At 64.1% G+C, this 22,605-nt stretch carries 17 protein-coding genes; 5 read left to right on the top strand and 12 right to left on the bottom strand.

All coding sequences use genetic code 11. The features are described 5' to 3' along the window. Positions 1–238: 238 nt before the first annotated feature. The 4 genes from lysA to ACS8YF_RS03590 are packed head-to-tail and all read right to left on the bottom strand — an operon-like array spanning position 239 to position 3,774. Positions 239–1,504 carry a diaminopimelate decarboxylase gene (gene lysA, locus ACS8YF_RS03605; RefSeq protein WP_440848854.1) on the bottom strand — a complete coding sequence of 422 codons (1,266 nt, stop codon included), beginning with the start codon at positions 1,502–1,504 and terminating at the stop codon, positions 239–241. Beyond that, positions 1,505–1,738 (bottom strand): LPS translocon maturation chaperone LptM, encoded by a 234-nt coding sequence (gene lptM / locus ACS8YF_RS03600; RefSeq protein WP_440848853.1) that lies wholly within the window; start codon positions 1,736–1,738, stop codon positions 1,505–1,507. Positions 1,739–1,783: 45 nt separating this feature from the next. Next, complete coding sequence (gene fghA, locus ACS8YF_RS03595) at positions 1,784–2,638, bottom strand: S-formylglutathione hydrolase (RefSeq protein ID WP_440848852.1); 855 nt, start codon at positions 2,636–2,638, stop codon at positions 1,784–1,786. A gap of 26 nt (positions 2,639–2,664) precedes the next feature. Then, positions 2,665–3,774, bottom strand: a complete 1,110-nt coding sequence (locus ACS8YF_RS03590) for an S-(hydroxymethyl)glutathione dehydrogenase/class III alcohol dehydrogenase (protein ID WP_440848851.1) — start codon at positions 3,772–3,774, stop codon at positions 2,665–2,667. A gap of 170 nt (positions 3,775–3,944) precedes the next feature. On the opposite strand from ACS8YF_RS03590, the gene ACS8YF_RS03585 reads away from it, so the two are divergent. Beyond that, on the top strand, positions 3,945–4,604 hold the full coding sequence (locus ACS8YF_RS03585) for an alpha/beta hydrolase (RefSeq protein ID WP_440848850.1): 660 nt from the start codon (positions 3,945–3,947) through the stop codon (positions 4,602–4,604). A 21-nt stretch (positions 4,605–4,625) separates the two neighbouring features. Further along, entirely contained in the window at positions 4,626–5,201 is a 576-nt protein-coding gene (locus ACS8YF_RS03580) for a DedA family protein (protein WP_440848849.1), read from the top strand. Positions 5,202–5,405: 204 nt separating this feature from the next. Here the strand turns inward: ACS8YF_RS03580 and ACS8YF_RS03575 are convergent, their stop codons facing one another. The 8 genes from ACS8YF_RS03575 to glnA form a co-directional block, all read right to left on the bottom strand. Further along, positions 5,406–9,272, bottom strand: coding sequence for a translocation/assembly module TamB domain-containing protein (locus ACS8YF_RS03575; protein WP_440848848.1), 3,867 nt, complete (start codon positions 9,270–9,272; stop codon positions 5,406–5,408). Beyond that, a complete protein-coding gene (locus ACS8YF_RS03570) occupies positions 9,269–11,062 on the bottom strand; it encodes an autotransporter assembly complex protein TamA (protein ID WP_440848847.1) in 1,794 nt (597 codons plus the stop codon). The genes ACS8YF_RS03575 and ACS8YF_RS03570 overlap by 4 nt, the downstream gene beginning before the upstream one ends. Before the next feature lie 244 nt (positions 11,063–11,306). After that, on the bottom strand, positions 11,307–13,241 hold the full coding sequence (locus ACS8YF_RS03565) for an alpha/beta hydrolase family protein (protein WP_440848846.1): 1,935 nt from the start codon (positions 13,239–13,241) through the stop codon (positions 11,307–11,309). Further along, on the bottom strand, positions 13,238–14,014 hold the full coding sequence (locus ACS8YF_RS03560; RefSeq protein ID WP_440848845.1) for an NRDE family protein: 777 nt from the start codon (positions 14,012–14,014) through the stop codon (positions 13,238–13,240). The genes ACS8YF_RS03565 and ACS8YF_RS03560 overlap by 4 nt, the downstream gene beginning before the upstream one ends. Positions 14,015–14,077: 63 nt before the next feature. Continuing rightward, on the bottom strand, positions 14,078–15,565 hold the full coding sequence (gene ntrC, locus ACS8YF_RS03555; RefSeq protein ID WP_440848844.1) for a nitrogen regulation protein NR(I): 1,488 nt from the start codon (positions 15,563–15,565) through the stop codon (positions 14,078–14,080). Further along, on the bottom strand, positions 15,558–16,634 hold the full coding sequence (gene glnL / locus ACS8YF_RS03550) for a nitrogen regulation protein NR(II) (RefSeq protein WP_440848843.1): 1,077 nt from the start codon (positions 16,632–16,634) through the stop codon (positions 15,558–15,560). The genes ntrC and glnL overlap by 8 nt, the downstream gene beginning before the upstream one ends. Positions 16,635–16,706: 72 nt before the next feature. After that, entirely contained in the window at positions 16,707–17,291 is a 585-nt protein-coding gene (locus ACS8YF_RS03545) for a DUF4124 domain-containing protein (RefSeq protein ID WP_440848842.1), read from the bottom strand. Positions 17,292–17,385: 94 nt separating this feature from the next. Continuing rightward, positions 17,386–18,795, bottom strand: a complete 1,410-nt coding sequence (gene glnA, locus ACS8YF_RS03540; protein WP_440848841.1) for a glutamate--ammonia ligase — start codon at positions 18,793–18,795, stop codon at positions 17,386–17,388. 255 nt (positions 18,796–19,050) lie between these two features. On the opposite strand from glnA, the gene glyQ reads away from it, so the two are divergent. Genes glyQ through gmhB form a run of 3 tightly spaced genes read left to right on the top strand, consistent with a single transcriptional unit; the run spans position 19,051 to position 22,570 of the window. Next, the gene (gene glyQ, locus ACS8YF_RS03535) at positions 19,051–19,947 is read left to right on the top strand and encodes a glycine--tRNA ligase subunit alpha (RefSeq protein WP_440848840.1); all 897 of its coding nucleotides are present in this window, start codon (positions 19,051–19,053) and stop codon (positions 19,945–19,947) included. After that, positions 19,944–22,022 carry a glycine--tRNA ligase subunit beta gene (gene glyS, locus ACS8YF_RS03530; RefSeq protein ID WP_440848839.1) on the top strand — a complete coding sequence of 693 codons (2,079 nt, stop codon included), beginning with the start codon at positions 19,944–19,946 and terminating at the stop codon, positions 22,020–22,022. Before glyQ ends, glyS begins: the two co-directional genes overlap by 4 nt. Continuing rightward, positions 22,022–22,570 carry a D-glycero-beta-D-manno-heptose 1,7-bisphosphate 7-phosphatase gene (gene gmhB / locus ACS8YF_RS03525; protein ID WP_440848838.1) on the top strand — a complete coding sequence of 183 codons (549 nt, stop codon included), beginning with the start codon at positions 22,022–22,024 and terminating at the stop codon, positions 22,568–22,570. Before glyS ends, gmhB begins: the two co-directional genes overlap by 1 nt. The last annotated feature ends 35 nt before the right edge of the window (positions 22,571–22,605 follow it).

Raw genomic sequence — 22,605 nt, 5'->3', positions numbered from 1 at the left:
CGCAGATGGCGGTTATGGTTTGGATGCCATAACCGCCTGGGGCGCCATCGGCGATGGGCGTGTTGTTCCAAGGACGCTTAATGCCGACAGTCGAACCGTTTCGCGTTGTTTCACCCGGAATCGGCAACGCTAGAAATCGCGGCGCCACGAAGACTGCAACGACGCATCAGCCGACCGCCATCTACTTGAATCCGCTGACAAAATATCCTGATGATGCGCCCAGAGAAGCAGAAACGACTCAGGAAAACGGCAGCCGTCGCTCGCCGCGCATGAGATCGGCCAGCGTTTCGCGGGCGCGGACTTCGTGCATCGCATCGTCCACGACCATGACTTCGGCGGCACGCGGGCGGGCGTTGTAGTTCGAGGCCATGGTGAAGCCGTAGGCACCGGCCGTGCGCACCGCCAGCAAATCGCCCGCCGCCAGGGGAAGTTCACGCCCCTGGGCCAGGAAATCTCCGGTTTCGCAGATCGGGCCCACGATATCCCAGCTGCGCGTCTGGCCGCCGTGCTTATTCATTTGCAACGGCACGACGCGATGCCAACCGTCGTAGAGCGCCGGCCGGATCAGATCGTTCATGGCGGCGTCGACCACGGCAAAATGCTTGTCGCCCTCGGCCGGCCCGGGCTTGAGCAGTTCCACCCGCGTGACCAGGATGCCCGCGTTGGCGACCAGCACGCGACCCGGTTCCAGAATCAGCTTCAAGGGGCGATCGCCCAGCATGTCCGCGATGGCGCTGGCGTATTCCGCCGGGGTCGGCGGCGTCTCGTCGCGATAGCATACGCCCAGCCCGCCGCCGACATCGATATGCGAGAGTTCGATACCACGCCCGGCCAGGCGATCGATCAGATCGAGGACGCGACCGACCGCGTCGCGAAACGGCGAGAGCGTGGTCAGCTGCGAGCCGATATGACAATCCACGCCGATCGGCGCCAGGCCGGCCCGGCCGGCGGCGTCGGCATACAGCGCTTCCGCCCGGTCGATGGCGATGCCGAACTTGTTTTCCTTCAGCCCGGTGGAGATGTAGGGATGCGTCTGGGCATCCACATCCGGGTTCACGCGCAGGGAAATCGGCGCCACAAGCCCCATGCGCTGAGCCACGGCATCGATACACGCCAACTCGGCTTCGGATTCGACATTGAAACAGGCGATGCCGACTTCCAGCGCACGCTCGATCTCGTCGACGCGCTTGCCCACGCCCGAGAAAACGACGCGCGCCGGATCGCCGCCGGCGGTGATCACGCGCTCCAATTCACCGACCGACACGATATCGAAACCGCTGCCCAGATCCGCCAGCACACCCAGCACGCCGATGTTGCCGTTGGCCTTCACCGCGAAACAGATGTCGTGATCGATGCCCGCGAGCGCGTCGTCGAACACGCGATAATGACGCGACAGGGTCGCGGCGCTATAGACATAAGTGGGCGTGCCGAAACGTTGCACGATATCGGCTACCGGCACGTTTTCGGCGTAAAGCGCGCCGTCTCGATACTCGAAATGATCCATCTACGGCTCGCTGCGGTTTGTGTTGGGCTTGCTCGACACGGCCGGTGCGGTGGACGTCTTGTTTGCCCCGCCGTCGGAAGATTGCCCGGATTGAGCCGGTGCCGCCGGCTTGATCAGCGGCTTGGGCGGGTTCGGATTGTGGCCCGGCAGATACAGCGAGCCCTTCTGGCCGCAGCCGGCCAGCAAGAGGCCGGCCGCCGGGGCGATGAACAGGGCCAGGATGACGGGCTTCATGCGCACACTCGTATTCCGGTTTCAGCCTGACAGTCTAGGGCTTTCCTAGACGCCCATGTGGCGTGCAAGAAAACGCAGGTGCTCGCCGATGAAGGTGGCGATGAAGAAATAACTGTGGTCGTAGCCGTCGCGGCGCCGCACTTCCACCGAGGCGCCGGCTTTATCGGCCGCCGCCTCCAATGCTTCGGGCTTGAGTTGTTCATCGAGAAACCCATCGGCCAGCCCCTGCTCCAGCAACACCGGCGGCAGGGCCGCGGCGTGATCGGCATGCGCCAGCAACAGGCTGGCGTCATACGCGGTCCAGGCCTTGCGGTCATCGCCGAGATAGGTCGAGAAGGCTTTCTCGCCCCAGGGCACGTCGACCGGATTGCAGATCGCCGAGAAGGCGGATATGGCTGCAAAGCGATCCGGATTGCGCAGCCCGATCACCAGCGCGCCGTGGCCGCCCATGGAATGACCGGCGATCGCCTCGCGCGACAGATCGAGCTGCTCCCCGAAGCGCTCGGCGAGCAGGTCGGGCAGCTCGGTGACGACATAGTCGTACATCCGATAATGGCGCGACCAGGGCGATTGGCGGGCGTTGACGTAAAAACCGGCGCCCTGGCCGAGATCGTAGGCATCATCGTCGGCCACGTCGTCGCCGCGCGGGCTGGTATCGGGCGCGACGATGGCGATGCCGAGTTCGGCGGCCACGGCCTGTGCGCCGGCCTTGTTGACGAAGTTCTCGTCGGTGCAGGTCAGCCCCGACAGCCAGTAGACCAGCGGCACGCGCCCATGCTCGGCGGCCGGCGGCAGATACAGCGCAAACGTCATGTCACAGCCGCAGACCCTGGACACATGGGTATAGCGCCGCTGCCAGCCGCCAAAGGATTTGTGTTCGTCGATCTGTTTTACGTCCATGCGGACCTCCCGGAGGCTCGCGTTGTTCAGAAATGCAGCACGGAACGAATGGCCTTGCCTTCGTGCAGCAGGTCGAAGGCTTCGTTGATCTGCTCGAACTTGAGATCGTGGGTAACGAAATCGTCGATGTTGATATCGCCCGACATATAGCGGCCGACATAATCCGGCAGCTCGGTGCGGCCCTTCACGCCGCCGAAGGCGGAACCGCGCCAGACGCGCCCGGTCACCAGCTGGAACGGCCGCGTCTCGATGGTCTCGCCGGCACCCGCCACGCCGATGATGGTCGATTCGCCCCAGCCCTTGTGGCAACACTCGAGCGCGGCGCGCATGACGTCGGTGTTGCCGATGCACTCGAAGGAGTAGTCCACGCCGCCGTCGGTCATGTCGATGATGACCTGCTGGATCGGATCGTCGTAATCCTTCGGATTGACGAAGTCGGTGGCGCCGAGCTGGCCGGCGAACTCGAACTTGCTCGGGTTCAGGTCGATGGCGATGATGCGCTCGGCGCCGATCATCTTGGCGCCCTGGATCACCGACAGCCCGATCGCGCCGAGACCGAACACGGCCACCGTCGAACCCGGCTCGACCTTGGCCGTGTTGTAGACCGCGCCGATTCCGGTGGTGATGCCGCAGCCGAGCAGGCAGACCTTGTCCAGCGGGGCGTCCGGGCTGATCCTGGCGAGCGATACCTCGGGCACGACGGTGTATTCCGAGAACGTGGACGTACCCATGTAGTGGTACAGATCCCGGCCGTTCCGGGAAAAACGGGTGGTGCCATCCGGCATCACGCCCTGGCCCTGGGTCTCGCGCACCGCGCCGCAGAGGTTGGTCTTGCCCGACTTGCAGAACTTGCACTCGCCGCATTCGGCCGTGTACAGCGGGATCACGTGATCGCCCGGCGCCACCGAGGTCACGCCAGCGCCGACGTCCTCGACGATGCCGCCGCCCTCATGGCCCAGAATGCGCGGGAAAAACCCTTCCGGATCCTTGCCCGACAGCGTGTAGGCATCGGTATGACAAACGCCGGTGGCCACGATGCGCACCCGCACTTCGCCGGCCTTCGGGTCGGCGACGTCGATCTCCTCGACCGATAGCGGCTTGCCGGCTTCCCAGGCGATCGCTGCGCGTGATTTCATCGGAACTCCAAACGACTCGGGGTCGTTGTTGTGTACATGACTGCGCCCGATACTATCGCAACTGGCCCATGCGTCGAAGGCCGCGCATTGCTTTCGTCACGTTCCCGATCTTGCATGTCGCTCAGGGGCTGTCCAGACTTCGCCATCGGTACCCCCCGACGGACATGATCATGCTCGACTGCGTTGAAATCCAGCCGCCGGCCGCGGCAACGGCCAGTGTCATCTGGCTGCACGGCCTGGGCGCCGACGGCAATGACTTCGTGCCCATCATCCCCGAACTGGGGCTTGGCGAGCACCACGCGATTCGTTTCGTGTTTCCCAACGCACCGCAAAAACCGGTCACCGTGAACGGCGGCATGCGCATGCCGGCGTGGTACGACATCAAGGGCGTGGATATCGCCGACAAGCAGGATCGCGAAGGGATCGAGGCCAGCGCGGTCGCAATTGAAGCGCTGATCTCGCATGAGATCGAGGCCGGCATCCCCGCTCACCGCATCGTGCTCGCGGGCTTTTCCCAGGGCGGGGCGGTGGCGCTGCATACCGGGCTGCGCCACGGCGCGCTACTGGCCGGTATCATGGCGCTTTCAACTTATCTGCCGCTGCATGACGCGCTGGCCGCCGAAGCCAACGATGCCAATCGAGGCGTGACCATCTTCATGGCCCATGGCAGCGAAGATCCCGTCGTGCCCATCACGCTGGGGCGCGACAGCCGGGATCGGCTCGCCGAAGCCGGCTATGCGGTGGATTGGCACGAATACCCCATGGCACACCAGGTCTGCCTGCCCGAAGTCGCGACCATTGGCCGCTGGCTGCGCGAACGCCTGGCATAAGGCAACAGGGCAAACGAACTCATGATCCATACGCTGTGGCACCTGATCGCGCAATACGGCTATTTCGCGGTCGCGGCCGGCTGCTTTTTCGAGGGCGAGGCCTCGATTCTATTGGGCATGCTGGCAGCGAACAACGGCGTACTGACCGGTCACGGCGTCTGGCTTGCCGCGACGATCGGCACCCTCCTGGGCGACAATATCTGGTTTCACATCGGCCACAAGATGGGTCGACCGGCGCTGGCCAAGCGTCCGAAATGGCATGCGCGCGCGACCCAGATCGAAGCCCTGCTGGAGCGCTACGGCGCGGTCGTCATGATCGGCTTTCGCTTTCTCTGGGCGATGCGCTCGCTCACGCCGTTCGTGCTTGGCTCTCTCGGCGTCTCACCATGGCGTTTCCTGTTCTACGATTTCATCGGCACGCTGATCTGGTCGACCACGGTCACCGTGATCGCGCACTACCTGGCCGACGCCATCGGCCAGGCGGTCAGCCATATCCAGAATGTCGAGCAGGCGCTGCTCGCGCTGGTACTCGTGCTGGCCGGCATTGCCTGGCTGATCTACTACCTGCGGCGTCGGTCGCGCGAAAACCGGGACTGAACACTATTAACCCGGCACAAAATAGATGGTTCTTCGGGTTAATAGCGCGAGTATGCGACCGCATGCTCGGCGCGGCCATTGGCCGCGAAGCCTTTGAAAATAAAAACCGACAGGCGCCGGCTTTTATTTTTGAAGGGGTTGAAAACAGCTGATGAATTCAGCTGTTTTGATGCCGGATTAATAAGAGCCTGTTTCGATCGGCTCTTAGTGGTCGAATGTCCAGATGATATCGCCGCCGGTGGCCTGGCTGCTCGATGAGGTCTCGAGTGTCCAGTGCGACGACAGGGTATAACGCATGGTGACCGTGGAGACCTGGTCGAACAGGCCGAGGCCGTAGCCGATATACAATTTCGGCGACAGGTACTTGCCGACCGTAAACGCGGCTTCGCTGCTGCTCTTGCCGGCGCCGGCGCCGATACCGACATTGTCCAGCCCCAGCTTGTTGCCGATGCTCTGCAATACCTTGTTGCCGCGAGAGGAGCCCAGCGCCAGCGCGGCCCGGGCGACCAGACTCGACTGCTGCCCATTGGTGGCGTTCAGTGGCCGGCCGAGCAACAGCCAGGACAGCTGTTCCGACTGGGTCATCGATGGATCAGAGAAGAGTTCGAGCTTCGGGTTCTTGATGCTGCCATGCACGTGCACGCCCACCGTCACGTCCTTGGTCGGGTAGCGGGCGGCCTTGATATCGACGCCGGGCTCGCTGACCGGGCCGCCGGCGAACACGATCTTGCCCTTCTGGATATCCAGATTCTGGCCGTAGGCCTGGTAGGAGCCCTTGGTGATCTGGATCGCCCCGGTACCGGTCGGCTCGTTGCCGGGCTGTTGGACCACGCGTAGGTTGCCCCCCAGATCGGCCTTCAGGCCAAAACCATCGATATGTACTTTCTTGCCGAGGATAACGTTCACGTCGGCATGAATGGCGCGTGCCGCGGCCTGGGTGGCCGGCGCCTTGTGGGTGACGATGACCTGATCGGACGACGGCGTGGTCACCCCCGAGGCCGGCAGGTTCTTCGGCGTAATCGCGGCCTGGGGAATGGTCACACTGCCGCTGACGTTCACGCGCGCGGGGGTGACGGCGACCTTGAGATCCGGGCTGACATACGCCGTCACATCGGGGATGTGGACAATCTGGAAATGATCGCCCTTGATCGCCAGATTGACGGTCTGCCCGCGATCGGCCAGCGGCATTTTGCCATTGACGTTGAGCGTGCCGCCACCGGACTTGGCCGCCGCGGTGATGTCGATGGCGTTCCCCCGGCCCTGGGCCGCCAGACTCACGTCGGTCAGCGTCAGCCCGGGCGTAACGAGAACGACCCTGGATGCATCCAGCCCCATACGGCCGCGCACGGTCGGTTTGGCGAGCGTCCCGCCAAGCCGCATGTCGCCGGCGAAATGGCCGTCGAAGGTATCCACCTGGGACGAAAGCTTGGTGAGGAAATCCATCGATGCAAGGCCGATATGCAGTTGGCCATGCAACGGATGCTGTATCAGGCTGCCGGATCCGGGGGCGACATGGGCCTGCGCACGAATGCCGTCGCTGCCGGCCAGCGGCAGGTCGATGTCGGCGTCCAGCCCGTTGTTGGCCATCTTCGCCTTGATATGGCCGGGCTGCATGTCGAGCACCTTGACCCGCTCGGCCTGGGCGTTGGCCATGCTGACCGTCCCTGCCGAGGTCTGCAGATTGGCGTTGACCTGGGGCGTACCGCCCGTAGGCAGCTTGGCGTCGACCTGGCCCGAGACCGACCCGGTGACCTTCAGACCCGCGGGGAAGAAGTGCTTGGCATAGTCGTAGTTGAAATCGGAGAGTTTGACGTGGCCCTTGCTGCGCTTGGCGTCGTGACTGCCGGTCAGGCACAGGCGGGCACTACCCGAGGTCAGGCAGGCGTTGTCGATCGACTGGGCCTTGGCCGAAACGGCCCCCGAAGCCGGCGAGGCCAGCGACCAGGGCGCAAGCTTGCCGTAACCGGCGGTCAGGTGGCGCAGCGTGAACTGCTCGCGGTAGCTTTTCTTGTTCAGTGAACCCGTCAGCGCCAGGTCGGCCTTGGCCGTGTCGCTGTCCAGCTTCAACGACAAACGATGCTTGGCCGGCGTGCCATCGAGATTCAGCGCGACCTTGCGGATCTTCTGGCCGGAGGCGTCGATCCCGTGCACGGCCAGATCGAGCCTGGACTGCGTCGCCCCCGACCAATCGACTCTGGCATTCATGTCGGCGGATGCCACCTTGTCGCCGTAGGCATTGAGATGGCGCGCGGTGAGCTTGGCGGTGATGTCCGGTGCCTTGAAGCGACCGGACACGTGCCCGTCGGTCTGCAGACTGCCGGCCAGCCCCGGCATGATCGTCGACAGATCGGTCGAGTGAACCGACCACTGCCCGTCCAGCTTGGCGTTGGGCGTCCAGCCGAAGGTGCCGTTGACGTCGGCCTTGGCCGCGCCGGAGACCAGATGCAGCATATCGACGTGGACGTGATTCCCCAGATACCGGGCTTTGGCCTTCAGGTCCAGCGGCTGGTGACGCAGGCTGCCATGAGCGGTCAGCGATTTCAGATCCGCATGGATCTGCTGGCCGACCCGGGTGGCGGTGACGTCGAGATTGAGATTGAAGTCGCCCGGGACGTTGGCCACGATCGCGCCCGGATTGATATGGCGGCCTTGCAAGTGGGCACTCACGTCGAGCTTGGGCGACCACTGCGTCCGGGCGTGGCCGGTGATATGCCCGGGCCCACCAGAAATATCCAGCGACTTCAAATCGAACGCTTTCATGCTGCCGGAACCCTGGGCGGCAAGCTTGCCCCGGGTCTGCCCGATCACCTGCCAGACCAGGTTGGTATTCAGGTCGTAGTGGTCGAGACTGCCGGTCAGCCGGACCTTCCCGTGGCCGGACTTGTACGCTGGCTTGGCTGACAACGGCCAGGCCAGATTCGACCAGTTCACGGTCAGATCCATCTTGTTGCCGCTGGCCATGGCGATCGTCCCGTTGGCCGTGAGCTGGCCGTGGGTGGCCGGCACGCCGATCTTGAGACCGTGGATGTCGACAGCCTTGGGCGTGTAGTGCAGGCCGCCGTCCAGCGTTGCCTTGCCATAGTCGGCGCTGTCGACGTGGCCCGACAGCTGCACCCCGAGATCGTCGACCGGGCCCTTGGCCTTGATGTCGGCGTCGGCGGCGATCTGTGGCAGTGTCTTGCTGATCGCTTGGGTCTTCACGCCATGAGCCTGGAGCTCGGCGTCGATGGTCGGTCTGGACAGGGCGTCAGTGACGTGGCCGTTGAGCTTGAGGTTGTAAGGCGCGGCGACGTTGGCGGCCAGCTTCAGGTCATCGAGTTTGCCGGTGATTTCGGCGGTGGCCGACAGCGGCGCATAGTGGGGCAGGCGCACATCCACCCTGGCGTGCAGCTTGGTGTTGTAGCCGCTGTTGGGCGTAACCGCAGCATGCGCGTCGAGGTCGAACATCGGGCCATGCCCGGTCAAGGACTTGATGCGCCACTGGGCCCTGGCAAGGCGAGCACCGGTTAATTGCAGGCGATCGACCTTCACCGGTTTGGCCTTGGGCGCGGTGATGGCCGTGACGTGGGTCACCGCCACCCGATCCACGATCACCGTGACGGGCAGATGGATCCGCTTCGGCATGGAGAACGGCTGGCTCGTTTGCCTGGATTGTTTCGGCGTCGCCTTGGTGACGGTGTAATCGACGTTATGCACGTCCAGATGCTTGATATGGACGGTCCGGTGCCAGATGGCCGAGAAGTCCATATCGAAATCGATCGAGCCGATATGCACTTTCATGGCATCGGTATCGTAATCGACGCCCTTGATGTGCAGCGGCCCGATCAGCCGGCCCTTGACCGAGGCGATATGGATATCGGCAGGCATGAACCGTTCGGCCTGATGCCAGGCGAATTCGGTGCCGCTGCGCGTACCGCCGACCCAGCAGACCAGGCCCGCCAGAACCAGAACCAGGACGAGCAGCACCAGCAGCGCCCACTTGAGCACGCGCCAGACACGCGAACGCCGGCGGCGCGGCCTGTTCGGTTCCGGTTGGCGCGTCTGTTCGGCGCTGTCTTGCGACTCACTCACAGATCGGGCCCGAGGCTGAAATCGACGCGAACGCTGCTGCTCGAGTGATTCAATGGATGGGCCACATCAAGCCGCACCATGCCCACCGGCGACCCCCAGCGGAAACCGATACCGACACCTTTCCTGAACGAGAAGTTGCTGATGCTGTTCTCGACATCGCCCGCATCAAAGAAAGCCGCCACACCGAATTTCTTGTAGAAGAACCAGTCCCCCTCGATGCTGCCGGAGGCCAGATAGCGCCCGCCGATATCGTGGTTTTTACTGTTGGTCGGACTGATCGACTGATAGGCATAGCCGCGCACGCTACCGGAGCCGCCGGCGAAGAAGCGCTGGGAAGGCGGCACATTATTGAAATTGTTGGTCTCGATGGCACCCAACTCGGTGCGCAGCACAAGCCGCGTGGTGGCCGTCATCGGCAGCACCGCATGGCCGGTGAAATCGGCTGATACAAAACTCGCGGTCGACAACAGGGCACTGCTGGCGCCATGCACATCCAGCGACAGGCTGACCCCCTTGCGCGTGAACATCATATTGTCAGCTTTCTTCAATGTGATGTTGTAGCCCGGGTAGAGCAGCGTACTCTGACGGTTGCCTTGCCCCAGACTGTAGTTCTCGCGCTCGATCTTGACATAAGCGCGCTTGCGGCCAAGGGACCAACTGGTATCGCGCGTGACACCCACACCGTAGATCGTTGACGTGACGTCGCCGAAATCCTGGTTGCTGATCGTGCCGGTGAAGCTGAGCTTGTCGGTCGTTACATCACCAATCGGGATGTCGTAGGCCGACTGCAGGGTGCGCTGAACCTGCGACAGACGCAGGTTGGTCCGGAACTGGTGGCCATACCGGTTTATGTGCGGGAACTTCACACCGAGGCCAAGCCGCGGGCCGGTATCGGTGCCGTAGCCAGCGGAGATCTTGTAGCTTTGCCCCTTGCTCGGTTTGGCCTTGACCGTCACCGGGACACGCAACTCGCCGATCGGTTCCGGCGGATGCCGTGGCGGGTAGATCAGATCATAGAACCAACGATGCAGCGCCGGCGTACGCGTGGCCTGGTCCCGCGGGGCCTGGATCTCGATCTGGCTGAAGTAGTCGGTATTCGAAAGCGCCAGTTGCAGGTTGATCAACTGCTCGGCGTCGTAGGGCTGGCCCGGTTTGAAAGGCACATAGCGATGCAGAAACTTGTCGTTGAGCAAGTGCTGGTCGAAGGTGACCGGGCCGAAGTAATACCGTTCGCCGGTATCGAGCACGAGATCGATCTCGGCGGTGTTGTTCTTCGGGTTGACCCGGATCGCCGACTGGCTGAACTTCGCGTCCAGATAGCCGGCGTTGTAGGCCGCATTGTAGAGCGCGCTCTTGGTGTCCGAGTACTGGGATTCGACCAGACGCTTGCCTTGGGCCAGCTGGGTCGAATGCAGGGCCTTTTTGACCGCATCCAATCCACGACCGGGCCCCCGCACGTCGATATTCAGCTTGGTGATCCGGGTCGCCGGCCCGTGCTTGATCTCGAATTTCGCCTTCCAGGTCTTGGAATCACCGCCGGGCTGCTTCAGCCGCTCGCTGATCCGGGGATTGAAATACCCGTACGGCTGGAGTGCCTGCTTGATCTCTTTCGGTGCCAGTCGATACAGGCGTTTAATCTGATCGGGCGACCAGGGCTGTTTGTGCTTGCCGGCCACCGACAGCGACTTGCGCACATTGCTCTCAAGCGGATCGCCGATCCCCTTGATCTTGACGTCCACATCGTCGGCCAGCGCCCGGGGCACGAGCGCCATCCCGGTGACCCCGATCACGGTAATAAAAATTACTGTTCCAGTATACCAACGCGGGGAACCGTACTTCACAATGACTGCATAGCTTCATGACCGGCCGCTGCATGCGCAACAAACCCGCTGTAATCAACAACTAACAAACAATAGCCCAGGAGCGAAAAACCGCTTGTGCGCAATCAAGCCTACCGCAGAAGCCAGCCCCATAGCGATACCGTCGACCCCGGTTGTGGCCACCGCCAATCACCGGCCGCCGTACCCGGGGGCGTCACAGGTCGTCGAAATTCTCGATCGCCAACGGCTCGAGATCCTCGACGTCCGAGATCCGCAGCACCCGGCTGTAGAAACTGCGCTCGGCTTCGATCGCGGTCATCACGTTATCGGCATTACGAAAACCGTGGCGTTCGGATTCAAAACGCACATAGGCGACCGGCACGCCGCGCTCGGAAAGCGCCGCGACCATGGATTCCGCCTGATCCGGCGGAACGACCTTGTCCTGGCCGCCCTGCAGGAACAGCACCGGGCAGTCCAGCTGATCGGCATGATACAGCGGCGAACGCGCAATCAATGTCTGTTCGTCGCGGCCGATCAGGCGTTCCAGATAACGCGATTCGAACTTGTGCGTGGAGGCCAGCAGCCGCTTGAGATCGCCGATGCCATAGTAGCTGGCGCCCGCGGCCGCCAGGTCGGTGAAGGCCAGCACCGACAGCACGGTATAACCGCCGGCACTCGAGCCGGAAATGACGACGCGCTCGGGATCGATGCGATCGGCCTCGGCCAGATGGGCGGCGCCGGTCTGGCAATCCTCGACGTCGGCCACGCCCCAGACGCCATCGAGCGCCATTCGATAATCGCGCCCGTATCCCGTGCTGCCGCGGTAATTGACATCGAGCACGGCATAGCCGCGCGATGTCCAGTACTGGATCCGTGCATCGAGCGCCGTGTCGGTCGCGCCGGTGGGGCCGCCGTGGCACTTCAGAATCAGCGGTGGCCGCTCGTCGGACGGCGCCGTCCAGCGTTCGCTGGACGGGGGATAAAACAGCCCATGCGCGGTATCGCCGTCACCGGTGGGCCAACTCAGCGGCTCCGGTCGTGACAGGGCGGCGTCGGCCGGCAGACTGTCAGCCGAGCGCAGCACTTCGCCCGAGCCTTCGAAATCCAGCCGCCGAATATGTTTGGCGCGCGACGGGCTGGCCGCAACCACGGCGATCCGGTCGCCCAGCGCGGTGATCTGCTCGAAGAAATCGCTATCGTGGCGCAGGCGATGGAACGCGCCGGACACCCGATCGACCTCGCCCAGATGCCAGACGCCCGCCTGGGTGAGCAACGCGAACAGGCGGCCATCGTCGGTGAAGTCGTAGGTTGACTGGCCAAACACCCACTGCGGCACACCGAACTCACCGCGTTCGGCCGTCAGCGCCTCGAAACCGGCGGCGCCGACACGCTCGCGATGAATATTCCACCAGTTGTCAATGTCGGCGACGATATGCAGACGACCGTCTGGATCGAACACCGGCCCGAACAATGAAATGTCGTCCGGTTGCCACAACGGCTGCGGCTCGCCGACATGGCCGTCATCATCGATCGACGCCTGCCATAGCTCACTGACATCCCAGGGCATGTTCGGGTGATTCCAGGCCAGCCACACCAGACGATCGCAAGCCGGCGCCAGACGCGGGCTGGCATAGAAATCATGGCCCGAGGCGAGGGTATGCACACGGCCATCGCGATGCACACTCACGACGCGGGCCACCGGTTCGTCGAGCGACTCGCCCAGATCCTCGGCGATGGCGATCAGGCGGCCGAATCGCGCGTCGTACTGCAGATCGGCGAAGCGCATCTCGGCCTCGGGGTCGGTGATCGCCGACAGATGCCCGTCCGGGTCCCGCATCCAGATCGCCTGGTCGGCCGCATTGACGAACCATATGAAACCGGCGTGGACGGCGAACGCGCCGCCGCCGTACTCGTACACCGAGCTACGCGCCGAAGCCGGCGCCTCCAGACAGGAGACCGCGCCATGCTCGGATAACGTCATGATCGTATTGCGGCCGGCTTCCTCGGGCCGGCTTTCCAGCCAGTACAGACGCGGACCTTCGGCGGCGCCGCGATCGACGCTCAGATCGGCAAACTTGCGGCCGGCAGCCGCGACATGGGCCGCGGAGATCGAGGACGGCCAACTCCCATAGGGGCGAATCGGTTTCATGTGGAACCAACAGACCAGGATTGATGTATACGGTGCACCGGTTGGCCCTGCTGAGCAAAGCCACGCTCGTAAAAATGCACCATACCGTCAGCGTCGCGCTGGATTACGGTCGAAGCGCGCGTGCCGTAGTGTTCGCCGGCGATGAAGGGCGGCGACAGGAATCGTTCCTGCGCCCGCGGCACGCCGGTATCCGGTAGCTCGGATTCGGCCGCGGCCGTGCGATCGGCCAGCAGATCGAACAGGGGTTCGGCCCCCGTGTCGCCGTCGGCGAGGCGCTGCACCATGCCTTGTTCCGCGCGTTCGGTCTTGGGCCACCGTTCGCCCCAGTGGCCGTTGGAGACCGCGAAGATACCCGGCGGCAGATCGCGCACGCCGGCGCTGTCGCGATTGGACACAAAGCAAAGCCGCGCCGGATCGGCCACCAACAGGTTGAAAGGGCCATACGCGGCGCCGATCTCGGCCACCCGCCCGGCCCAGTCGCGCGCGCCGATGTCGGCAGCGAAATAATCGGCGACCAGTGACCCGCGCGACCGCAGGTCGGTGGCGACAGGCGCGCCCGGTTCGCGCACGTTGGTCACGGCCGCGACACGGCCGCGGCGGTCCGCACCACACCAGGTGCCGCCGGCCCGCAGGTCACGCCCGGCGAGCAGGTCCGGCGGTGTCTGCCACCAGTGGGCGGCCTCGGTCGGTCGCTCGTAGAATTCGTCCCGGTTGGCCGCGAATAGCAAGGGGCAGGCCGGGTCGACCTGCCAGGCCAGAGCGATCAGACACATGGGTCCTCGCCATTGATCGATTCACAGGGCGACGACGCTATCACGCCCGCATGCCCGACCGGATCAGGCGGACTCATCCGACAGCGACAATTCCTTGATCTTTCGGGTCAGGGTATTCCGGCCCCAGCCGAGCAACCGGGCCGCTTCCTGGCGATGACCGTCGGTATGGGCCAGTGCTGCGCGAATCATGACCCGCTCCAGCCGCGGTATGGCTTCGTCGAGCAGATGATCGGCGCCGGCCGCCAGGCGCTCGTCGGCCCAGCTCGACAGTTGCGCGTCCCAGTCGCTTGGCACCCCGGGCTGGCCGGGCGCGGTGTCGGGCGCGGGCGCGGCGCTGCTCTCGGCGCCGAAACCCATGGCCGACGGCGTCTCCGCGGCGTCGGCGCGCGGGCGCAATTCGATCGGCAGGTCGTCGAGCACCACTTCCCGGCCGGGCGCCATGACGGTCAGCCAGCGGCAGAGGTTTTCCAGTTCGCGCACATTGCCGGCCCAGTCGAGCCCGGTCAGGTATTCGCTGGCACCGCGGGACAGCGTCTTGACCTCCATGTCGAGTTCCCGCGCGGCACGCCCAAGGAAGAAGTTCAGCAGCAGGGGGATATCCTCGCGACGCTCGCGCAACGGCGGCACGCGCAGCCGGATCACGTTCAGGCGATGAAACAGATCCTCGCGGAAATGGCCGCGCTTGACCTCGGCTTCGAGGTTCTGATTGGTCGCGGCAATGATGCGGACATCGACCTTGACCCCGACGTGACCGCCCACCCGATAGAACTGCCCATCCTGCAGCACGCGCAGCAAGCGGGTCTGCAGATCGGCCGGCATATCGCCGATTTCATCGAGAAACAGCGTGCCGCCATGGGCCTGCTCGAAACGCCCGCGGCGTTGACTGGCGGCGCCGGTGAACGCACCTTTCTCGTGGCCGAAGAACTCGGATTCCATCAACTCCTTCGGAATCGCGGCCGTATTGACTGCGATGAACGGCCGGTCGGCCCGGGGGCTGTGTTCATGCAGGGCATGCGCGACCAACTCCTTGCCGGTACCGGATTCACCGGTGATCAACACCGTGATATTGGAGGCCGACAGGCGCCCGATGGCGCGAAACACCTCCTGCATGGCCGGCGCTTCGCCGATGATGGTCGACTCGGCCGGCGCGCGCGATCCCGTCTTGTCGGCGGCACCGGTCTCGTCGGCGAGCATGGCGGCGCGCTGGACCAGTTCGACCGCCTCGTCCAGGTCGAAGGGTTTGGGCAGATATTCGAACGCGCCGCCGCGGTAGGACGACACCGCCGAATCCAGATCCGAGTGCGCGGTGATGATGATGACCGGCAGCTGCGGCTGCACCGCATGCACCCGTTCCAGCAGATCCAGTCCGGAAATGCCGGGCATGCGAATATCGGTGAGCAGGACGTCCGGCACGTTGTCTTCGATGGCGTCGAGCAACTCGGCGCCGCCGGGAAAACAGACCACATCGATCGAGGCGGCCTTCAGCGCGCGCTCAAGCACCCAGCGGATCGATTCGTCATCATCGACGACCCAGGCAGTGAGTTCAGCCATCGCTGGCCTCCATGGGCAGAAAGACGCTGAAGACGGTCTGGCCCGGGCGGCTTTCGCACTCGATCAGACCGTCGTGTAGATGGATTAAATACTGGGCGATCGGCAGCCCCATACCGGAGCCCTCGGCGCGCGAGCTGACCATCGGATGAAAGATGCGCGGCAGCAGATCGCGCGCAATACCGGGCCCGTTGTCGACCACGTCGACCCGGGTCACCAGCCGGTGCTTGACGCCGCCGATGGTGAACAGCCGCTGGGTGCGCGTGCGCAGCAGGATATTGCCGGAGCGGCCGAGCGCCGTGACCGCGTTGCCAACCAGGTTGAAGAACGTCTGGATGAGCTGCTCACGGTCGGCACGGACCTCCGGGATACTCGGATCGTAGTCGCGCTCGAGCGTAATCCCCGGCGGCAACTCGGTATCGATCAGTGCGCGCACATGCTCCAGGGGCTCGTGGATATTGAGCGGCTGCTTGTTCGGCGGCCGGCGCGGCCCGAGCAGACCGTCCACCAGGTTCTGCAGCCGATCCGCCTCGCGGATGATGACGGTGGTGTATTCCTTGAGCTCGTCGTCGTCGATTTCGCGCTCGAGCAACTGGGCGGCGCCGCGGAGTCCGCCCAGCGGGTTCTTGATCTCGTGCGCCATGCCACGAATCATTTCGCGATTGGCGAGATTCTGGATCCGCATCTGGTCGTCTCGCGAGATGCGCAACTGGCGATCCAGGGACAGAAACTCCATCAGCAAGGCCGATTCGCCCGCGCGGTCGGTGAACGGCGTGACCGTGCAGTCCACGATCAGCGGATCGCCACCGCCCGCACGCAAGTGCAGCTCGCGCTCGGTGTAGGCGGCCCCCTCGGTCAGCGCCGCGGTCAGTCGGCTGCGATGGTCGGCGAGATAGGGCAGCGCCTTGTCGAAAGCCTCCTGATCGCAGTGCCGGGCGGACACGCCGAACAGCATTTCGCTGGCAGTGTTCAGATAAGTGACGTGCAGCCGGTCGTCCAGACACACGACTGCGGTCTTGAGATTGTCGAGAATCGTATCGGGACGATGCTCGCTGTATTGATCGGCACGCATGGCAGCTGTCTAGCAAGGTTCGGGCCACTGTGGAATACATCGAACGGCCAAACATCGACATCATTCAGCAGCTTAGGACGGCGGTCGGCGATTGCCCGTGTCCGGTGTGGATTGCGGCGGCGGCGCGTGCGTGCTGCGCTCGACGCGAAACGTGACGGCATCGCTGTGCTGGACCGCATGGCCGCGGTAGAGCAGGGTGACACGGAAGGTGTGCGGCCCGGCCGCGACATTCGACAATGTCAGGCGCGTGTGCCGGGTCGGCCCCGAGCCGACCGGCTTGCCGTCGAGCTTGTAGCGCAGCGATTCGCCATCGCCGAGCCCGGCCTTGTGGTCGTTGTTGCCCACCACCACCGAAACCGGCACCTGGCCCTGTCGGCTGGTGAAGACCTGCCCCTGAGCGGGCGAGACCAGGTTCAGGGCGCGGGCGTCACCGCCGGGTGTGGCGCCGGACCCGGCGGACGCCGAACTTGCGCTCGCGCCGCCATTCGGCATCCGTTTGAGTTGCACCGTCCTGGCGCCCGGCCGCGCGATATCGCTGTAGTGGCGCACGCCCTGCGCATCGGTCCAGGTATAGATCGTGGCCTGCGCCGGCAGCGCCGTCACCAGCCCCATCCAGACCGCGAGCGCGCCCCATCGTCCTGGTCGTCGTATCCGCATCGCGTATTCCATAAAAAAAAAGCGCATCCGTGGTGACGGATGCGCTGTTCGTGACCGCAGCGACCGCCACCGGCCGCTGAGTATGTCCTGCGGCCTAGCAGGAATAGTACATATCGAACTCGGCCGGATGGGTGCTCATTTTCAGACGCAGCACTTCTTCCATCTTGAGATCGATATAGCCGTCGATCAGGTCGTCGGTGAACACGTCGCCCTTCTTCAGGAAGTCGCGATCGGCCGACAGCGACTGCAGCGCTTCTTCCAGTGACTGGGCCACGGTCGGAATCTTCTTCTCTTCTTCCGGCGGCAGGTCGTACAAGTCCTTGTCCATGGCTTCGCCCGGATGGATCTTGTTCTGGATGCCGTCCAGGCCGGCCATCATCATGGCCGAGAAGGCAAAGTACGGGTTGGCGGTCGGGTCCGGGAAGCGCACCTCGATGCGACGCGCCTTCGGGCTGGAGACCCAGGGAATACGGATCGACGCCGAGCGATTGCGCGCGGAATACGCCAGCAATACCGGCGCCTCGAAGCCCTTGACCAGGCGCTTGTAGCTGTTGGTCGAGGCATTGGCGAAGGCGTTGATGGCCTTGGCGTGCTTGATGATGCCGCCGATGTAGTACAGCGCTTCCTCGGACAGGCCACCGTACTCGTCGCCCGAGAAGATGTTCTTGCCATCCTTGGTCAGCGACTGATGCACATGCATGCCGGAGCCATTATCGCCAACCAGCGGCTTGGGCATGAAGGTCGCGGTCTTGCCAAAGGCATGGGCGACATTGGCCACGCAGTACTTGTAGATCAGGGTTTCGTCGGCCTTCTTGACCAGCGTGTTGAACAACATGCCGATCTCGCCCTGGCCGGCGGTGCCCACCTCGTGGTGATGCACTTCAACGGTGAGCCCCATTTCCTCCATGGCAAGGCACATGGCCGAGCGGATGTCATGCTGGGAATCGACCGGCGGAACCGGCACGTAGCCGCCCTTGATGCCCGGACGATGGCCCATGTTGCCTTCCGGATAGCGGGTTTCGCTGTTCCAGCAGGCTTCCTCGGAGTCGACCGAAAAGCCGGCACCGCGCATCTCGTTGTGCCATTGCACCGAGTCGAAGATGAAGAATTCGGCTTCCGGGCCGAACAGGGCGGTATCGGCGATACCGGTCGAGGCCAGATACGCTTCCGCGCGCTTGGCGACGGTCCGCGGGTCGCGCTCGTAGCCCATCATGGTGTTGGGTTCGAGCACGTCACAGCGGATGTTGACGGTCGGCTCTTCGAAGAACGGGTCCAGCACGGCCGAATCGTCATCCGGCATCATGACCATGTCGGACTCGTTGATGCCTTTCCAGCCATCGATCGACGAGCCGTCGAACATCTTGCCTTCTTCCATGAACTCTTCGTCGACGATATGCGCCGGCATGGTCATGTGCTGCTCTTTGCCACGCGCGTCACAGAAACGAAAGTCCACGAATTTCGCTTCGGTCTTTTTGATCAGTTCGAGCGCCTTGCTACTCGCCATGATGACTCCTCATTGGGATGGGAACTCAGCTGTCCGGAATCGCCAGTACAACAGACGCACTATAAAGGCAGGTTCCGTGCCACGTCACCTGCGCCGATTCAAGGCCCCCGGACGCCCCTGATGCACCGCAGCAGAGCCGAATGCGCACCATAAACGAGCCGCGCCATATTGGTGCACTGTTATGGTGCATAGCGTACGCCCCAGCGATTGCAGGCGTTCCGGTACAATCGCGGCCTGATCAAACGGTGCACTGGCATGGATTTCCAACAGCTCATTTTCGCGCTGCAGCAATACTGGGCCGAACGCGGCTGCGTCGTCGTGCAGCCGCTGGACATGCCGGTCGGCGCAGGCACGTTCCACACAGCCACGTTTCTGCGTTCGATCGGCCCCGAGCCCTGGCGTGCCGCGTACGTCCAGCCCTCCAGGCGACCCACGGACGGCCGCTACGGCAACAACCCCAATCGTCTGCAGCACTATTATCAGTTTCAGGTGCTGCTGAAACCGTCGCCCAAGGATATCCAGGCCCAGTATCTCGGCTCGCTCGAAGCCCTTGGCCTGGACATGTCGATCCATGACGTCCGCTTCGTCGAGGACAACTGGGAATCGCCGACCCTGGGCGCATGGGGGCTGGGCTGGGAAATCTGGCTGAACGGAATGGAAATCACCCAGTTCACTTATTTCCAGCAGGTAGGCGGACTGGACTGCCGCCCCGTCTCCGGCGAGATTACCTACGGCCTCGAGCGCATTGCGATGTACATCCAGAACGTGGAATCGGTCTACGATCTGGTGTGGTCGGCGTCGCCGTATGGCACGGTCTATTACGGCGATGTGTTTCACCAGAACGAAGTCGAGCAATCGACCTACAATTTCGAGCATGCACCGGTGGCGGCGCTTTTCCGACGCTTTGACGAGCTCGAGGCAGAATGTCTGGCCCTGGTGAACTCGAATCTTCCGCTGCCGGCGTATGAACGCATGCTCGAGTGCTCGCACACCTTCAACCTGCTGGACGCGCGCCATGCCATTTCGGTGACGGAACGCCAGCGCTACATCCTGCGCGTGCGCACCCTGGCGCGGGCCGTGGCCAAGGCTTATTACGAGGCGCGCGAGGCACTCGGTTTCCCCATGCTCAACAAGGATAACGACGCGGCATGAGTGCAGACCTTCTGATCGAAATCGGCGTCGAGGAATTGCCGCCGAAAGCGATGCATCCGCTGGCCGAGGCATTGGCCGACGGTCTGGCGGCGCAATTGGACCAGGCCGGCCTGGCGCACGGCACGGTGCATTGTCTGGCCACGCCGCGGCGCCTGGCGGTCATCATTGCCGATACCGCTGACGCCAGCGCGGCCGAGCGCGTGGAGAAATTCGGACCGACCGTGGCGATCGCCTACGATGACCAGGGCAATCCGACGAAGGCCGGCGAAGGCTTCGCCCGCTCGGTCGGAACGACCCTGGACGCGCTCGAAAGCGAGGACAGCGACAAGGGGCGGCGCCTGGTCTATCGCGGCACCGCCCCGGGCCTCGCGCTCGGCGAACTGCTGCCGCCCGCGGTAGACGCGGCGCTCCGCGCCCTGCCGATTCCCAAGCGCATGCGCTGGGGCGATTCCGAGGCGGCGTTCGTGCGCCCGGTGCATTGGGTCGTGGCGTTGCATGGCAGCGCTATCCTGCCCTTGGTGGTGTTTGGCGAAAGCGCCGACCGTTACACCCGCGGCCATCGTTTTCATTATCCCGAAACCATCGAGATCGCGGACGCAGCCAGCTACGTCGAGCGGCTACGCGATCCCGGATGCGTGATCGTGGATATCGCCGAACGTCGGGCCCGGGTGCTCGAGGGCGTGGTGGCCGCTGCTCGGTCGCTGGGCGGCCAAGCTTTGGTCGACGACGCGCTGGTGGCCGAGGTCACCGCGCTGGTCGAGTGGCCGGTCGGCATTGCCGGACGCTTCGATGCGCGTTTTCTCGAGCTGCCGCGCGAGGTTCTCGTGGCCACGCTGGAAGGACATCAGCGCTACTTCCCGGTCGAGGGCGACGACGGCGCGCTGCTGCCCGGTTTCGTCACGGTCGCCAATATCGAAAGCCGCGATCCGGCCCAGGTTGTCGCCGGTAACGAACGCGTGATCCGGCCCCGCCTGGCGGACGCGCTGTTCTTCTGGGAGCAGGACCGCCGTCAGGGTCTGGCCGCACGTATCCCGGCGCTGGAACGCGTCAGTTTCCAGCAGGCGCTCGGTACGCTGGCCGACAAGAGCCAACGCTTTGGCCGCCTGGCCGCGGAACTGGCGCCCGCGGTTGGCGCCGCGGCGGCCGATGTCGCACGTGCAGCCGAACTCGCCAAGACCGATCTTCTCACCGAAATGGTCAACGAGTTCCCGGAACTCCAGGGCGTGATGGGCGCATATTATGCCGAGCTGGAGGGCGAGTCCGAGGCCGTGGCCCGCGCGCTGCCCGAGCAATACGCGCCGGCCGGTGCCGGCGCGGCGATTGCGGCAACGCCGGTCGGACGCTGTATTGCACTCGCCGACCGTCTCGACACGCTGGCCGGCATCTTCGCCATCGATAAGCGCCCGAGCGGCGACAAGGACCCGTTCGGTCTTCGACGCGCGGCGCTCGGGGTGCTGCGGACGTTGATCGAAGCGGGTATCGCCATCGACCTCAGGCATTTACTGGATACCGCCATTGCCATGCAGCCGGTGGACCCGCCTGAGGACACGGGCGAGGCACTCTGGATGTTTCACATGGAACGTCTACGTGGCTACTACGTGGACCACGGCGTGCCGGCCGCGCATTTCGAATCGATTGTGTCGCTCGATATCCGGGACATGCAGGATTTCGATCGCCGCGTGCGCGCTGTCGGCGATTTCGCGCAGCTGCCCGCCGCCGCCGTGGTCGGCGGTGCGCACAAACGCATCCGCAATATCCTCAGGCGTAACGCCGATGCCGACATCGCCGCGACGGCCGACCCCGCCGCCATGGTCGAACCGGCGGAAACGGCACTGCATGATCGGGCGACGGCGTGCGCGGCCACGCTCGAGGCCGCCGCCCGCGAAGGCGATTATACCGGCGCGTTGTCCGCGCTGGCCCCGCTGGCCGAACCACTCGACACCTTCTTTAACGAAGTCATGGTGATGAGCGACGACCCGGCGCTCCAGCGCAACCGTCTGGCGTTACTCGCGCAGATTGATCGCCTGTGCCGCCGCATCGCCGATCTATCCTGTCTTTCGGTCGAATCGGCGTAATGCCGGTGTCCACGGCCATACTCGACCGTGACGGCGTGGTGAATCACGACAGCGAAGCGTTCATCAAATCGCCCGCGGAATGGCAACCGATCGCAGGCAGCCTCGAGGCTATCGCGCGGCTCAAGCACGCCGGCCTGCGCGTGGTACTGGCCAGCAACCAATCCGGGCTCGGTCGCGGCCTGTTCGATTACGACGATCTGTTCGCCATCCACGACAAGATGACACGGCATCTCGCCGAGCTCGGTGTCGCGCTGGATGGCATATTCTTTTGTCCGCATACCGCCGACGACGACTGCTCGTGCCGCAAGCCCAGGCCGGGGCTGCTCGAGGATATTCTGCGCCGCTGGAGCTTGAAACCGCACGACTGCGTGATGATCGGGGACAGTGTCACCGATATCGAAGCCGCGCGCGCCGCCGGCGTCGCAGGCTACGGCGTGCGCACCGGCAAACCGATTGACGACATGGATGGGCGCTGGCGGGGCGTCCCGATATGCGACGACCTGTCGGCCGTCGTCGATCATCTGCTCGCGGCGCACGCCCGCAGCTGAGCCCGCGTAGCGCGCCGGCGCCAGTGCGCGTGACC

It is taken from the genome of Salinisphaera sp. SWV1 (genome assembly GCF_052044155.1).
GTDB lineage: Bacteria > Pseudomonadota > Gammaproteobacteria > Nevskiales > Salinisphaeraceae > Salinisphaera.
Note: the sequence above shows the minus strand (reverse complement) of the source record. Positions and strands in the feature narration are given on the sequence as shown.